Raw genomic sequence first — 14,277 nt, 5'->3', positions numbered from 1 at the left:
TCCCTCGAGGCCGCCGTTGCAGGGTGAAAGGCTAATGCAGCCGTCTTTCATCCCTGACCATTGGCCAGCTTGCCAGTTTGACTTCAGGCGCGTTCGCTTCCGTGGACATTCCGGCGGCTTCAAGAGCCGCCTGTGTTCGATGCCTGGCGGCCTGCGCGAGCCAATACCATTTTCTTTCGGGCTCGCTCTGCGCCCGCCGGCGGCAATCGGCTTCCAGTTCTCGTAACTGGGTAATCTCTTTCATCGGAGTAACCCCCGCGAGAAACCACTGGTGTACCTGACACATCGACAGATCAATTTCCGACGACCTTGTGCACATGGCAAACCCAACATCGGGTTATGATGAATGCGTAGAAGTTTAATCGCAATTTCTTGTCCGGCCATTGCGCCGGACATGTAGCCGAACAGCTACCTTTCCTCCTTACGGATAGACGAGCATCCGAGAATGTAAGGCCTCTCTTGACAGGGCGTAAGCCACTGCCTTACAGTGCGAACATGATCCTCTCGTTCCGGGACAAGGCCCTCGAACGGTTTTTCGCGACCGGGGACGGGCGCCGGCTGAGCGTTCAGAATACGAAACGGATCGCCAACATTCTGCGGTCGCTCGACGACGCATCGCGTCCCGAGGACATGAACCTGCCGGGGTTCCACTTTCACGCGCTCGTTGGCCGCGACAAGGGCCGCTATGCGGTCAGCGCCAGCGGCAACTGGCGCATTACGTTCGGTTGGATCGAGGGCGATGCCGTCGACGTCGATCTGGAAGATTATCACTGAGGACTGATTCATGACCAGAAGGCTTCCGAAACGCGGCTTGCCACCCATGCATCCCGGCGAACTTCTTCGCGAGGAAATTTTGCCGGCGCTGGTCCGGTCCAAGACGGAGATCGCCAAACTGCTCGGCGTGTCGCGTCAGACGCTTTATGATATTCTTTCGGAAAAGCAGCCGGTCACCCCTGCCATGGCCTTGCGGCTCGGGAAGCTGTGCGGAAATGGCCCGGATCTCTGGCTCAATCTGCAGAAGCGGCACGACCTGCATCACGCGCAGCAGGAACTCGGAGAAGCGATCAAGAAAATTCCGACGCTGCAAGTCGCCTGAAAGCAGGGATTTACTGGACGTCAGCCGTCGGCTGATTTGCCGGGGGGCAAATCACCGGCTTTGCTGTTTTCGGCTTAAATCAGCCCACCGGCGTCGATGGCTTTTCTGGCGAGCTCGACCGCCTTCTCGGCGGTGAGCGCATCGGCCGAGGTGGTGGCTTCGTCGACCACCGAGGGCGGGATGGCGACCCGGATTTTCTTGCCGTCCAGCCGGCGGATGGTCGAGCGCCATCGGTCGGTGTCGCGCCGGAACGCGTCGATCACATAGGCCTTGTAGGTCACCCCGCTCATGGCGGGCTGCTTCACCGCGCGAACCACCGGTGGATTCTGCGGTTGAGGCAGCAGCGGCCCGTTCGCGACGGCGCGAATGGTTTCGATGATCTCCCGGACGATATCGCCGCGCGCGCCGCCGGTTGTATCCTTGAGCAGATACTTCACCGCCGCACTGATCTCTGCCCTGGCGTGGTCGTCATCAGCGAAATCCCGATCGATCGGATCTGACATCATAGCTTGGCGCTCCCTGCCGTAACGCATTGGCGGACACGATGCAGCTAAGCGGGCTCTCGTTAAGGTCTGATTATCGGATAAGTTTTCATTTTACGGGCTGGTGACTACCCGACGGGCAAATTAGCCTCGTCATTGCGAGGAGCGAAGCGACGAAGCAATCCAGCTTCATCCCTTGCACGCAAGCTGGATTGCTTCGCATCGCTCGCAATGACGGCTTGCTGTTTGAAAATTGAAATCCACTTTCGTCGTCCCCGCGAACGCGGGGACCCATAACCACCATCGCTTGTTGGAGCAGAAGCCGTCAGCCACCGTGCCAAAACGCGAGGCCACGGCGTATGGGTCCCCGCGTTCGCGGGGACGACGTGAGCAATTACGAGTCGCGTGGCCGTTGGCTTGTGATGACGCGCAGAGCGCCGCTTGTCCTAGTCGAACAGGCTCGACACCGACTCTTCCGACGCGGTGCGGGCGATGGCTTCCGCGATCAGCGGGGCGATCGACAGCGTGCGGATGTTGGGCGCCTTGGTGACCGCCTCGGTCGGCAGGATCGAGTCGGTGATCACGAGCTCCTTCAGCCGGGAGCCGGCGATGCGGGCGGCGGCGCCGCCCGACAGCACGCCATGGGAGATGTAGGCGTAGACATCCTTGGCGCCGTTGGCGAGCAGCGCATCGGCGGCGTTCACCAGCGTGCCGCCGGAATCCACGATGTCGTCGATCAGGATGCAGGTGAAGCCTGCGGCATCGCCGATCACGTTCATGACTTCGGATTCGCCGGCGCGCTCGCGGCGCTTGTCGATGATGGCGAGCGGCGTGTTGATGCGTTTGGCGAGGCCGCGGGCGCGCACCACGCCGCCGACGTCGGGCGACACCACCATGACGTTGGCGAGGTCGAAGCGTTCCTTGATGTCGCGCACCATCACCGGCGAGGCGTAGAGGTTGTCGGTCGGAATGTCGAAGAAGCCCTGGATCTGGCCGGCGTGCAGGTCGAGCGTCATGACGCGGTCGACGCCGGCGCGGGTGATCAGATTGGCCACCAGCTTGGCCGATATCGGCGAGCGCGAACCGACTTTGCGGTCCTGCCTGGCATAGCCGAAATAGGGGATCACGGCGGTGATGCGGCGCGCGGAAGCCCGGCGCAGCGCGTCCGTGATGATCAGGAGTTCCATCAGATGGTCGTTGGCGGGAAACGACGTCGACTGGATGATGAAGACGTCGGAGCCGCGGACATTTTCCTGGATCTCGACGAAGATCTCCATGTCCGCGAAACGCCGGACGGTGGCCTTGGTCAGCGGCAGGTGCAGCCAGTTGGCGATTTCCTGGGCCAGCGCAGGATTGGAATTGCCGGCGACGAGCTTGATGGAGCCGTTCTTGGCCGACATCGAGGCTTCTCCCCGCGCCTTGCTGGATACAATGTTCAGCATCTCGGAAAATCCATGGAACCGGCGCGTTTCGACGAGCGAGGTGATATCAAGGAGGCAGTCCGGCTGGCAACCCGTGGAACTACGTTTTCCTGCGTAAAATCAGCCCCGGAGGCTTTTTCGTTAACGGGCACTGTAGCCCAGCGCGCTGTCGCCGCCGAGGGCGCTGCCGCCGCCGAGGGCGCCGGCCGCAAAACCGTCCGAAACCAGCGAGGGCAGTTCCGCGTTCGCCACCGCGGGGCCGCGCCGGCCCGGTGCGGGGGCAGGGGCAGGCGGCGGCGCTTCCGCCGGCGCCGTTCCATTGATCATGGCGGAAAGGCCGCTCAACCCGGCCTGGGCGATTTTCCGCAAGAGGAGGTCGTCGGCCGCGGCCCAGGCGTCGCGTCCGGCCTTGCCGGCGGGTTCCTCGCCGGTAAGCCGCAGCGCGCGCTGCTGGTCGCGGTCATAGACGTCCCAGACCCAGGCGATGGTGGTGCGGCCGCGGCTGACCTGGGCGGCGAGATAGCTGCGTACCCGGTAGGCGGCCGAGCCCTCGCGGGACACGACTTGAAGGTTGCGCAGCTTGGATTCGCTGTCGAGCACGCTCACCATCCGCTCGAACACTTGCGGCGGAGGGCCGTCGATCGATTCGAAGGCGACGGTGGGGCCGCTGCCGGCCATCGCAAACGAGCCGCTGCCCGCGCCGCCGCTGCTGGCGCAGCCGCCGAGCCCGCAGGCAAGCGCAAGCAGCGCTGCGGCGATCGCCGCGCGCAATGCGGTCCGGCCGCTCGTGCCGGTCCGGAACAGGTTCGTTGACGCGTCCCTCATTGGGCCCAGCGATATCGTTAAAACGCATTAAGGTCTAGGGCAGGGGCGCGGTCGGGTTCCGCAAGGCCGGGCCGCCGTCCGCGCCGATCGGGAGCTACTCCCGCTCCAGCGCGATCGAATGGACATGCCGGCCGTAGTCCGGCTCCTTGCGATGCACCGAGCGGCGGTAGCTGAAGAAGCGTTCGTCGGAATAGGTGTCGATGCCGGTGTCGTCGATCATCGGCACGCCGGCATTTTCGAGCCGCATCCGGATGAAGCCGGCGAGGTCGAACATCGAATGGCCCTCGCGTACCGAGGGAATGAAGAACAGCGCGTGCTCCGCGTCGGCCTCGATGAACCGCTCGACGAACTCGCCGCCGACTTCGTAAGAGGGCTGGCGGATCATCGGGCCGATGGCGGCGATCAGGCGGCCGCGCTCGGCGCCGAGTTTTTCCATGGCCTCGATGGTGGATTCCAGTACGCCGGTCAGCGCGCCCTTCCACCCCGCATGCGCAGCACCGATCACGCGTGCATTGGGGTCGACGAACAACACCGGTCCGCAGTCGGCCGCGGTGGCGCCGATGGCGATGCCCTCGGTGCGGGTGACGATGGCGTCGGCGCGCGGCCGCGTCGTGCCCTGCCACGGTCCCGACGTGACCACGACGTCGGGCGAATGGGTCTGCCAGACGCTGAGAAAATGTTCGGGCGTGACGCCCAGTCGTTCCGCCATCCGGCGGCGATTCTCTTCGACGTGAGCGGGATCGTCGTTGGAGCCGACGCCGCCATTGAGGCTGCCGTAGATGCCGCCGGACACCCCGCCCTCGCGGGTGAAGAAGGCGTGGCGCAGGCCGGGAATGGCCGCGAGCAGCGGCGATTCCAGCGTCATGGCTGCGCCGCCCTGGCGTCGGGCCTGGCGTCCGGCTCGTCCTTGAATCCCGCCAGATCGGTGAGGTGGGGCTCCGATACCGCGAGCACCTTGAACATCGATCCCATGCCGCCGCGGCCGCCGCCGATCAGCCGCTTCAGCGCGCCCGAGATGTCCTCGGAGACCTCATGGCTGGCCTTCGCCATCAGGGTCACCGCGCGGGTTTCGATGCCGAGCCGCTTCAGGAAATCGCCCTGCGGCACCGGGCCGTGGACGCGTGCGCCGAGGTCCTCGGCGGCGCGCACCAGCGCCTGGAAATCGACATGGGCGGTGACGTCGGCCTGGCCGGGGTTTTTCAAGGGGTCGGTGAAGCTGTGGCGGGCGATGGCCTGGAAGGTATCGCCGGCGTCGCTGCGCAGGTGACCGTAGTCGATGATCAGGGCCGCGCCGCCCTGGTCGCGCATCCGCGTCGCGATTTTCATGATCTCGGCGTCGGGCCGCCACTCGAACACCGCGCCGACCGGCGCGGCGCGCACCAGCGGCGGCAGCAGGACCTCGAAGTGCGGCATCGGCTCGGGCGCGGCGCCGAATTCCAGTTTGCCGGTGTCGTCGATTTCGACGGTGCGCTCGTGCCAGCCGGTCTCGCGCTTCACCATCTGGTGGATCGGCAGCACGTCGAAATATTCGTTGGCGAAGATCACCGCGGGCCCTTCGGGCACCTCGTCGATGCTCTCGTGCCAGGCGATGTTGCGCACGCCCGACAGCGTCGACTTCTGCTTGTCGCGCAGCACCGGATTGATTTCGACCAGATGGATGCTGAGCGACTGATAGAGCGGCGGCAGCACCCGCAGCGCGCGCAGCGCATCCGCCATCATGGTGCCGCGGCCGGGCCCGAGTTCGATCAGCCGCAGCAGCGGCGGCGACCCGATCGCCTTCCACACCGAAGCCGCCCACAGCCCGAGCAGTTCGCCGAACATCTGGCTTACCTCGGGGGCGGTGGTGAAATCGCCCTCGCGGCCGAGCGGATCGCGCGAAACATAGTAGCCGTGCTTGGGATGCGTCAGGCACAGTTCCATGTAGCGCCAGACCGGCATCGGCCCCGACGACTTGATCAGCTTCCTGATCTCGGACTGCAGCGGCGAATATTCGGTCACGGTGTTGCCTGGTTGGATTTCAACGCTTGAACCGGCGGCGTACGGCGCCATGCCACCACAATCAGGATCGCTCCGGCAATGATCATCGGCACCGACAGCAGCATACCCATGGTCAGCCCGCCCCACAAAAATCCGAGCTGCGGGTCGGGTTCGCGGAAAAACTCGCCGGTGATGCGGGCAAAGGCGTAAATCGCAATGAAGCTGCCGAGGATCAGCCCCGGACGCTTCAGGGCGCCGAAGCGAATCATCACCGCCAGCACCGTAAACAGCACGATACCCTCGAGCCCGGCCTCGTAAAGCTGGCTGGGATGGCGCGGCAGCGGTCCGCCATTGGGAAACACCATCGCCCAGGGCACGCTGGCGTCCGCCGGCCGGCCCCACAGCTCGCTGTTGATGAAATTGGCGAGCCGGCCGAGAAACAGGCCGATTGGCCCGACCGCGGTGGTAATGTCGCCGAGTGACAGGATCGGAAGGCCGTTCCTGCGGCAGAACAGCATCACCGCGGCGACGCAGCCGAGGAAGCCGCCGTGGAACGACATGCCGCCCTTCCACAATTCGAAGATCTCGGCCGGATGCTGGATGAAGAACGGCAGGTTGTAGAACAGCACGTAGCCGGTGCGGCCGCCGACGATGATGCCGACCGTGACCCAGAGGATGAAATCGTCCATCTGCGGCAGCGTGATCGGCGCCGGCCCGCCCCACAATTTCTCGTCCTTGATCAGCGCGCGCGCGTAGAGCCAGCCCAGCACGATGCCGCCGATATAGGCCAGCGCATACCAGCGGATCGCGATCGGCCCGATCGCGATGGCGATCGGATCGAACACCGGGAATGCGATGGTGAGAAGGGGCATTGCGCCTGCGGCTTACTTTGAGAGGTTGCGGCGATAGAGCGCCAGCAGCCGTTCCCAGTGCCGTTCGGCCGCGTCGCGATTATAGACCGGCCGCTTCGGAAACGCGAAACCATGATGGGTGCCGGGATAGATTTCGACCTCGGCATTGGCGCCCTTCATCGATGCTGAGACCTTGTCGATGATCTCCTGCGGCGCGTAGATGTCGGTTTCGGCGCAGCCGAAATAAAGCTCGGCCCTGGTCTTGCTGGCGGCGAGATGTGGGCTGTCGGGCTGGTCGGTGGCCAGATGCGTTCCGTAGATCGAGGCCGCCGCCTTGACCCGGTCGGGGAAATGCGTCGCTGCGTTGATGGAATAGCGGCCGCTCATGCAGTAGCCGACGGTGCCGACGATTTTCGCGTTCGCGGCCGGCTGCTTGTCGGCATAGGCGAGCAGCGCGGTGGTATCTTCCATGACCAGGGGAATGTTGATCGAGTTCATGAACCCGAACATGCGCTTGCGCTCGGGCGCGTCGGGGTCCGGCGGTATCGGCCCAATTTCCATGACGCCGGAGCGGTAATACAGGTTCGGCAGCATCACGTAATAACCCGACGTGGCCAGCCGGCGCGCCATGTCGCGCAGTTCCTCGCGGATCGCCGGCGCGTCCATATAGAAGATGATGACGGGAAACGGGCCGCCGCGTTCGGGATGACTGATGAAAGTGGTGGTGTGGCCGTCTTTGGTCGGAATCTCGATCTGCTGGTCGATCATGGGCCGTTTCTTCTCGTTTCCGGCTGGCGGTTTTGTTGTTCCGGCAATGCGATACGATTGCAAGGAAACCGGATCATGACAAGGCGACTTGCCTCGGGACTTGGCCTTAGGACTTGGCCTCGGAGAGCCATGCCGGCCTTGAACCGCGCCCTCGGGATCGCCATTGTCAGGTTCGACCTTATCCTTTGCAGCCGACCGGAGAATTTTGAGATGACCCAGACCAGCAATCGGTTCTTCGACGAGATCGGGCGTCTGATGAACGACGCTGCCGGCGCCGCCCAGGGCGTCAAGCGCGAGGTCGACACCGTGGTCCGCAATCAGGCCGAAAAAATCCTGCGCGACCTCGACATCGTCAAGCGCGAGGAGTTCGAGGCGGTCAAGGACATGGCGCGGCTGGCACGCGAGGAAAACGAGACCCTGAAAGCCCGCATCGCCGTGTTGGAAGCCAAGCTCGGCGTCTCCCACTCGGCGCCGGATGTCGGCAGCCTGAAGACGGACGGGTAGGCGTTTCTCTGTATTCGGTGTCATGCCCGGACCTGATCCGGGCATCCATCAATCTTCGTGAGGGATGGATTGCCGGGTCGAGCCCGGCAATGACGAATTTGCGGGCTGGCCCCCAAAACCGGCAGAAAAATCCCCGCATTTCCTTGTCATTTCGCCCCTTTGGGGCTAGAACGCCGCCACGTCCGCAGCCCCCGCACCCCTGGAGGCTTGCTGCGGCGGCAACCGGGCCGCGATGCGGCCTTTAACTTTTTATAAAACAAGGACTTACACCAAATGGCGACCGTCAAGGAATTGAAGGCGACCACGCGTCCGGCAGGCGGCAAGGGGGCCGCACGGGCAGAGCGTCGCGCCGGGAGAGTGCCCGGAGTGATCTATGGCAACAACCAGCCCCCCGTGACCATTTCGGTCGAAGACGCCGAACTGCGCCAGCGTATCCTGGCCGGCAGGTTCCTCACCACGATTTACGACATCGACCTCGAGGGCAAGAAGCACCGCGTGATTCCGCGCGACTTCCATCTCGATCCGGTGCGCGATTTTCCGATCCATGTCGATTTCATGCGGCTCGGCGAAGGCGCCACCATCCGCGTCAGCGTTCCCCTGCACATCCAGAACGCCGAAACGGCGCCGGGCGTGAAGCGCGGCGGCACCGTCAATATCGTCACCCACTCCATCGACCTGGAATGCTCGGTCGATAACATCCCGCAATACATCGAAGCCGATGTCAGCAAGCTGGAAATCAGCCACTCGCTGCATCTGTCCGACGTCAAGCTGCCGACCGGCGTGAAGTCGCTGTCGCGCGAGGACGTGACGCTGGTGACCATCGTGCCGCCGTCCGGCTACGCCGAAGAACTCAAGGCAGCGGCTGCCGCTGCGGCCGGTCCGGCTGCGGCCGCCCCCGGTGCCGCTCCGGCGGCCGGCGCTGCCGCTGCTCCGGCGGCGGGTGCCGCTCCCGCGGCAGGTGCCAAGGCTCCGGCGGCCGGCGCGAAGGCGCCTGCTGGCGGCGGCGACAAGAAGAAGTAACCGGACGCGGGATGCCGCGTCATGCGACTGTTTGTTGGGCTCGGCAATCCCGGCGCGAAATACGCGCATAACCGGCACAACATCGGCTTCGCAGTCGTCGATGAAATCGCGCGGCGTCATGGTTTCGCACCATGGCGCCGCCGTTTTCAGGGCGAGACCGCAGAAGGCACGCTCGATCGCGAACGCGTCGTTCTGCTCAAGCCCGCGACCTTCATGAACGAGTCAGGACGGGCGGTTCAGGAGGCTGCGAATTTCTTCAAGATCGCGGCCGGCGAGATCATCGTGTTCCAGGATGAGCTCGAGCTGCCGCCGGGCAAGGTGCGCGTCAAGGTCGGCGGCGGCATTGCCGGCCATAACGGCCTGCGTTCGATCTCCTCGCATATCGGCAACGACTATCGCCGCGTGCGGCTGGGGATCGGCCACCCCGGCATCAAGGAACTGGTGCACGGCCACGTGCTGTCGGATTTCGCCAAGAGCGACCGTCCCTGGGTCGAGGCGCTCTGCCAGGCGATTGCCGACAACGCCGGACTGCTCGCGACCGAAAAGGACTCGACGTTCCAGAACCGGGTGCATCTGGCGCTGCAGGCCAAGGGATTTTTCGACAAGGGAGAAGGCGAAAAGTAACGCTCGTCATCGCCGGACCTGATCCGGCGATCCATCTTTCAAAGAAGATAGATACGCGGGTCAAGCCCGCGTATGACGGCCTCAAATCATTCACTCGCTGCGGATGTCGCGCGAAAGATCGGACGCTACTATGGGATTCAAATGCGGTATCGTCGGCTTGCCCAATGTCGGCAAATCGACGCTGTTCAACGCGCTGACGGAGACGGCGGCGGCGCAGGCGGCGAACTATCCGTTCTGCACCATCGAGCCGAATGTCGGCGAGGTCGCGGTGCCCGATCCCAGGCTCGACAAGCTGGCCGAGGCCGGCAAGTCGGCGCAGATCATTCCGACCCGACTGACGTTTGTCGATATTGCGGGTTTGGTGCGCGGCGCGTCGAAGGGCGAGGGCCTCGGCAACCAGTTTCTCGCCACCATCCGCGAGGTCGACGCGGTCGCGCATGTGGTGCGCTGTTTCGAGGATTCCGACATTACCCATGTCGAAGGCAAGATCGCGCCATTGGCTGACATCGAGACCATCGAGACCGAATTGATGCTCGCCGACCTCGACAGCCTGGAAAAGCGGGTCGACAACCTCACCAAGAAGGCCAAGGGCAACGACAAGGATGCCAAGGAACAGCTCGATCTCGTCAACCGCGCGCTGGTGCTGCTGCGCGAAGGCAAGCCGGCGCGGTTTCTCGAGCGCAAGCCGGAGGAAGAGCGTGCCTTCGGCATGCTGGGATTGCTGACTTCAAAGCCGGTGCTCTACGTCTGCAACGTCGAGGAAGGCTCCGCGGCCAAGGGCAACAAGTTTTCGCAAGCCGTTGCCGAACACGCCAAGAAGGAAGGCGCCGTCGCCGTCACCATCTCTGCCAAGATCGAATCGGAAATTGCGACGCTGTCGCGTGAGGAACGCGCGGAGTTTCTGGAAACGCTTGGCCTGGAGGAAGCCGGTCTCGACCGGCTGATCCGCGCCGGCTACCAGTTGCTCGACCTCATCACCTATTTCACCGTGGGCCCGAAGGAGACCCGGGCCTGGACCATCCGCCGCGGCACCAAGGCGCCCGCCGCGGCCGCCGTCATTCATACCGACTTCGAAAAGGGTTTCATTCGCGCCGAAACCATCGCCTATACCGACTATGTGACGTATGGCGGTGAGGCCGGCGCGCGCGACGCCGGCAAGTTGCGGCTGGAAGGCAAGGAATACGTGGTCGCCGACGGCGACGTCATGCATTTCCGGTTTAATACCTGATCCTCGAATTCGGGAGATCAACCGGGCTGTCAACCGCCGTCATTGCGAGGAGCAAAGCGACGAAGCAATCATTCTTTTTGCGGCGCTATGGATTGCTTCGCTTCGCTCGCAATGACGGGAAGCGGGCCCTAATGCATCTGGCCCTGGTCGCGGATCGCGCCGAGGTGCTCGTTGATGCGGAATACGATCAGGATGAATTCCGCGGCGATGCGCGAAAAGATCACCCCGACGATGACGCTGGCGATCGAGGACAACAGCACGATGAATCCGCCGAACGGGCTGATCGCCATCGCGGCCAGGCCTGAGAAAATGCCGGAGATGCCGAACAGCGCAATCAAGCCGATCACCAGCCAGTAAAAGGTCTTGATGATCGTGGGCGTGATGAAGCGGTCCCACTGAAACAGATCCCGAAATTCAAACATCGGTCGTTCTCCCGGCGCGTCGAGTATGAGCTACGTCCAAACCTGCCGCATAGGGCTAGCCCCGAATGTTGCCAGGGGCAAGATCAGGGACCAGCAGCGAAGTACGGCCTTCGCCCGCAGAACACGAGCCATGCGGGCGGGCGGGTTGAGATTGCCGCAAATAACGGCCACAATCAGGCTTCCCTCACAGCAATCCCCCATCATGACACTCAGCTTCGAAGATTTTCCGCCCGGCCATTTCGGGACATTCGGCCCGCGCCGCGTTACGCGTGAGGAGGTCCTTGCCTTTGCCGCGGAATTCGACCCGCAACCCATGCACCTGGACGAAGAGGCCGCCTCGCGCTCGATGCTGAAGGGGCTCTCGGCCTCGGGCTGGCACCTGTGCTCGATCACCATGCGCATGATGTTCGACGGCTTCATCGGCCGCACCGCGTCGCTGGGCTCGCCAGGCGTCAATGAACTGCGCTGGCTGGCGCCGCTCCGGCCGGGCGACGACATCACGCTGGATGTCGAGGTCGCGGAGGCGAGGGTATCCCGCAGCCGGCCAGAGACCGGCATCGTGACGTTCAAGGCCGTGGCGCGCAACGCGGCCGGGTTGCAATTGTGCGAATGGATGTCGCCGATCATCGTGCGTCGGCGCGACTCTGCGGCGGGGCAGGCGGGCTGATGCGATTCTTCGAGGACATGGAGGTCGGGCAGCGGCGCGAGGTGGGATCGTTCACCTTCAGCGCCGATGCAATCAAGAAATTCGCCGCGCAGTTCGATCCGCAGCGCTTTCATCTCGACGAGGAGGAAGGCAGGAAGTCGCTGTTCGGCGGGTTGGCCGCGTCGGGCTGGCACGTCGGGTCGGTGTGCATGAAGCTCCTGGTCACTGACGGCCAGAGTCAGGCGAGGGAAGCCGCCGCGCGCGGCGAGAAGGTCGCGGTCTGGGGGCCGTCGCCGGGCTTTCGTGAACTGCGGTGGATCAGGCCGGTGCTGGCCGGCGACACCATCAGTTTCTCCAGCGAGATCGAATCGCTGCGGACCTCCGAGAAGCGGCCGGAATGGGGCATCGTGCAGGCCCGCCACACCGGCACCAACCAGCGCGGCGAACTGGTATATTCGCTGCTGGCGACCGCCTTCGTTCCGCGACGGAATGCGAATTCCTGAATCATGAAACCCCGCCTCGCGATTTGATCAGCGCCAGGCCAGCGCCAGCACCACCACCGCCAGGAACAAGAGCCCGACAAACCGGATCATGATGTTGCCCATCCGGTGCGGAGAACTCCGCAGCGGAATCGGATCGGTGGCATCTGGCCGAATGCTCTTCATGAAGGTTTGTCCCCGCCGCAAGATGGTACCGGCCCTTGGTCGCGGCCCGGGCCCGGCGAGTTCAAATCCGTTGCGGTCAAAATGAAACCGCCGCGCTCCCGGGGACGGGAGGCGGCGGCAATCAGGTGCGGGATATCAGGGGATCAGCTGTTGCGAAGCCCGTCGGCGGCGCGCTTCCACTGCGTCACATTGTCGGCGATCATGCGCGTCGACTTCATCGCGGCCTGGCTGAGCTGCGCATAGCCGGAAATCTCGCGCTGCACGCGCTGACCTTCAGCGTGCAACAGGTCGCGCAGGCTTTCGAGTTCGGCGATCAGGTTTTCGATTTCCGAAAGCGACGTGCCGGCGACGCGCTGGATCAGCGAGTTGACGTTGTTGACGGTCGCCTCGGTGCTCGGCTCCAGCGCGGCGTCGGGCGTGAGTGTCGGCGGACGACGCAGGTAAGCGACGTCGTTGCGGACGAAGTCGCGGATCCCGGCCTCGACTTCCGAGACGGCGGCGAGGTTGGAATCGACTTCAGTTGATTCAATTGCTTCAGAACGAACGCTGGCGTTCATCGGTTAGTCCCCTGTTTCGCGTGTTTACCAAGCGCGGTTGTCCCCCGCACGACGAAATTCACGATGCCATGAGGGCCGCTGATTTTGACCGCATCGCGGCCAATATGCGGCAATGCTCGATCTTTCCCGGGATCGGCGGGGGCACGACGGAGCCAGCCCTCACCAGCTGCGCTTGAATCCCGCGGTGAGACTCTTGTTCGTGGTGCCGAGCGCGGTTTCGCCGATCGAGCCGTTGATGGTGACGCCGCCGAACAGTTTCTGCTCGGCGCCGATCTTGCGAAGCCATTTGTCCTCGGTCGACGACAGCGACTGGCCGGCGGTCAGGCTGGTGCCGGTATCGGCGATGGAGAGCTTGGCCGATTGCTCGGTCTCATAGTTTCGCACCGGGTGCGCGGCGATGCCGGGCACCGGCACGATGCCCTGCTGGATCACGTTGTAGCCGTTCTGCAGGGTGAGCAAATATTGCTCGCCGAGCGGCAGCGACTTGGTCAAGGAGGTGCCGAGCTTGCCCTGCTCCTGCGAGGGATCGATGCGGGCCTCAATCGCGGTCTTGTCCCAGATCGAGCCGACGCCAGGGGCGGTGATCGCCGCCCAGGCGGTCCCGGAGGATTGCGACGGCTGGCCGTCGCTGGAAAATTTCTGACGCAGCAGATCCGCGCTCGTCAGCGTCTGGGGCTGGTCGACCACGGTCATATCGGCGCCGATCCGGGCATCCCAGAACGGCAACAGCGGCTGCTTCACCGACACCGCAGCCGCGCCATTCGACTTGTCCTTCGCGGTCCATGACATATCGGTGCCGCCGGCCGCTTTCGGAAGGCGCGCCTTCGCGGCCGGGCCCGGCGGCAGGGTGGAGGCATCGACATTGAGCTGGCTCCAGTCCAGCTCGAGCTCCCTGACGTCGGCGTCGGTTGACTCGGAAGCGTCGGTTTCCGCCACCGCGTCCGGATTGTCGTCCGATGGCAGCGCCTGCGCGTGCGCCGGCAGCACCGGCGCCATGCCGACACCCGCCGCCAGCATCAGCAGCACAGCCAGCCTGTGTCGTGTCATGGAAAACCCCGCCCGCATGCAGAGCGCCATTGATGCGGACAGATCGGCGCAAAATTGTGGCGGGGCTAATCTCAGAGTCTGAGCGAGTCGTTCGTCATGGCCGGGCTTGACCCGGCCATCCACGTTTGCAGCCAGACCGTCAAG

Annotated in this window: 20 protein-coding genes; 8 read left to right on the top strand and 12 right to left on the bottom strand. The window is 64.0% G+C overall.

Annotated features, from left to right (window positions below; genetic code table 11):
* Nucleotides 1–31: 31 nt before the first annotated feature.
* Entirely contained in the window at nucleotides 32–244 is a 213-nt protein-coding gene (locus KMZ29_RS22355) for a hypothetical protein (RefSeq protein WP_215621236.1), read from the bottom strand.
* Nucleotides 245–495: 251 nt separating this feature from the next.
* Between KMZ29_RS22355 and KMZ29_RS22350 the strand changes: the two genes are divergently transcribed.
* Both KMZ29_RS22350 and KMZ29_RS22345 read left to right on the top strand, forming a co-directional pair.
* Nucleotides 496–774 carry a type II toxin-antitoxin system RelE/ParE family toxin gene (locus tag KMZ29_RS22350; protein ID WP_215621235.1) on the top strand — a complete coding sequence of 93 codons (279 nt, stop codon included), beginning with the start codon at nucleotides 496–498 and terminating at the stop codon, nucleotides 772–774.
* Nucleotides 775–784: 10 nt separating this feature from the next.
* Entirely contained in the window at nucleotides 785–1,096 is a 312-nt protein-coding gene (locus tag KMZ29_RS22345; protein ID WP_215621234.1) for a HigA family addiction module antitoxin, read from the top strand.
* 74 nt (nucleotides 1,097–1,170) lie between these two features.
* On the opposite strand, the gene KMZ29_RS22340 is transcribed toward KMZ29_RS22345, so the two are convergent.
* The 7 genes from KMZ29_RS22340 to KMZ29_RS22310 all read right to left on the bottom strand — a co-directional run bounded on the left by KMZ29_RS22340 (nucleotide 1,171) and on the right by KMZ29_RS22310 (nucleotide 7,420).
* On the bottom strand, nucleotides 1,171–1,602 hold the full coding sequence (locus tag KMZ29_RS22340; protein WP_249779762.1) for a hypothetical protein: 432 nt from the start codon (nucleotides 1,600–1,602) through the stop codon (nucleotides 1,171–1,173).
* 422 nt (nucleotides 1,603–2,024) lie between these two features.
* Nucleotides 2,025–2,978: a ribose-phosphate pyrophosphokinase gene (locus KMZ29_RS22335; protein ID WP_215616429.1), complete on the bottom strand. Its 954-nt coding sequence runs from the start codon at nucleotides 2,976–2,978 to the stop codon at nucleotides 2,025–2,027.
* A 162-nt stretch (nucleotides 2,979–3,140) separates the two neighbouring features.
* Nucleotides 3,141–3,824, bottom strand: coding sequence for a hypothetical protein (locus tag KMZ29_RS22330; protein WP_215621233.1), 684 nt, complete (start codon nucleotides 3,822–3,824; stop codon nucleotides 3,141–3,143).
* 94 nt (nucleotides 3,825–3,918) lie between these two features.
* Nucleotides 3,919–4,689, bottom strand: a complete 771-nt coding sequence (pgeF, locus tag KMZ29_RS22325) for a peptidoglycan editing factor PgeF (RefSeq protein WP_215621232.1) — start codon at nucleotides 4,687–4,689, stop codon at nucleotides 3,919–3,921.
* On the bottom strand, nucleotides 4,686–5,762 hold the full coding sequence (locus tag KMZ29_RS22320; protein ID WP_369810148.1) for a class I SAM-dependent methyltransferase: 1,077 nt from the start codon (nucleotides 5,760–5,762) through the stop codon (nucleotides 4,686–4,688). The genes pgeF and KMZ29_RS22320 overlap by 4 nt, the downstream gene beginning before the upstream one ends.
* A 56-nt stretch (nucleotides 5,763–5,818) precedes the next feature.
* The gene (gene lgt, locus KMZ29_RS22315) at nucleotides 5,819–6,673 is read right to left on the bottom strand and encodes a prolipoprotein diacylglyceryl transferase (protein WP_215621230.1); all 855 of its coding nucleotides are present in this window, start codon (nucleotides 6,671–6,673) and stop codon (nucleotides 5,819–5,821) included.
* A gap of 12 nt (nucleotides 6,674–6,685) precedes the next feature.
* Nucleotides 6,686–7,420: a dienelactone hydrolase family protein gene (locus tag KMZ29_RS22310; protein ID WP_215621229.1), complete on the bottom strand. Its 735-nt coding sequence runs from the start codon at nucleotides 7,418–7,420 to the stop codon at nucleotides 6,686–6,688.
* Nucleotides 7,421–7,630: 210 nt separating this feature from the next.
* On the opposite strand from KMZ29_RS22310, the gene KMZ29_RS22305 reads away from it, so the two are divergent.
* From KMZ29_RS22305 to ychF, 4 genes are all read left to right on the top strand, one after another.
* Nucleotides 7,631–7,924: an accessory factor UbiK family protein gene (locus KMZ29_RS22305; protein ID WP_215621228.1), complete on the top strand. Its 294-nt coding sequence runs from the start codon at nucleotides 7,631–7,633 to the stop codon at nucleotides 7,922–7,924.
* 273 nt (nucleotides 7,925–8,197) lie between these two features.
* Complete coding sequence (locus tag KMZ29_RS22300; RefSeq protein ID WP_215621227.1) at nucleotides 8,198–8,944, top strand: 50S ribosomal protein L25/general stress protein Ctc; 747 nt, start codon at nucleotides 8,198–8,200, stop codon at nucleotides 8,942–8,944.
* Between the two features lie 21 nt (nucleotides 8,945–8,965).
* On the top strand, nucleotides 8,966–9,568 hold the full coding sequence (pth, locus tag KMZ29_RS22295; RefSeq protein ID WP_215603395.1) for an aminoacyl-tRNA hydrolase: 603 nt from the start codon (nucleotides 8,966–8,968) through the stop codon (nucleotides 9,566–9,568).
* A gap of 130 nt (nucleotides 9,569–9,698) precedes the next feature.
* Entirely contained in the window at nucleotides 9,699–10,796 is a 1,098-nt protein-coding gene (gene ychF / locus KMZ29_RS22290; protein WP_215621226.1) for a redox-regulated ATPase YchF, read from the top strand.
* Between the two features lie 128 nt (nucleotides 10,797–10,924).
* On the opposite strand, the gene KMZ29_RS22285 is transcribed toward ychF, so the two are convergent.
* A complete protein-coding gene (locus tag KMZ29_RS22285; protein WP_215603393.1) occupies nucleotides 10,925–11,218 on the bottom strand; it encodes a DUF4282 domain-containing protein in 294 nt (97 codons plus the stop codon).
* Nucleotides 11,219–11,420: 202 nt separating this feature from the next.
* On the opposite strand from KMZ29_RS22285, the gene KMZ29_RS22280 reads away from it, so the two are divergent.
* Both KMZ29_RS22280 and KMZ29_RS22275 read left to right on the top strand, forming a co-directional pair.
* Nucleotides 11,421–11,885, top strand: a complete 465-nt coding sequence (locus tag KMZ29_RS22280; protein ID WP_215621225.1) for a MaoC family dehydratase — start codon at nucleotides 11,421–11,423, stop codon at nucleotides 11,883–11,885.
* A complete protein-coding gene (locus KMZ29_RS22275; RefSeq protein ID WP_215621224.1) occupies nucleotides 11,885–12,367 on the top strand; it encodes a MaoC family dehydratase in 483 nt (160 codons plus the stop codon). The genes KMZ29_RS22280 and KMZ29_RS22275 overlap by 1 nt, the downstream gene beginning before the upstream one ends.
* Nucleotides 12,368–12,394: 27 nt before the next feature.
* Here KMZ29_RS22275 and KMZ29_RS26905 read toward each other — a convergent pair whose 3' ends face one another.
* The 3 genes from KMZ29_RS26905 to KMZ29_RS22265 all read right to left on the bottom strand — a co-directional run bounded on the left by KMZ29_RS26905 (nucleotide 12,395) and on the right by KMZ29_RS22265 (nucleotide 14,133).
* A complete protein-coding gene (locus tag KMZ29_RS26905; protein WP_256442491.1) occupies nucleotides 12,395–12,529 on the bottom strand; it encodes a hypothetical protein in 135 nt (44 codons plus the stop codon).
* A 143-nt stretch (nucleotides 12,530–12,672) separates the two neighbouring features.
* Entirely contained in the window at nucleotides 12,673–13,086 is a 414-nt protein-coding gene (locus KMZ29_RS22270; protein WP_215603390.1) for a hypothetical protein, read from the bottom strand.
* A gap of 159 nt (nucleotides 13,087–13,245) precedes the next feature.
* Nucleotides 13,246–14,133, bottom strand: a complete 888-nt coding sequence (locus tag KMZ29_RS22265; protein WP_215621223.1) for a hypothetical protein — start codon at nucleotides 14,131–14,133, stop codon at nucleotides 13,246–13,248.
* Between the last annotated feature and the right edge of the window lie 144 nt (nucleotides 14,134–14,277).

The sequence above is a fragment of the Bradyrhizobium sediminis genome (assembly GCF_018736085.1).
Classification (GTDB): Bacteria; Pseudomonadota; Alphaproteobacteria; order Rhizobiales; family Xanthobacteraceae; genus Bradyrhizobium; species Bradyrhizobium sediminis.
This window is presented reverse-complemented; position numbering and strand designations above follow the sequence as displayed.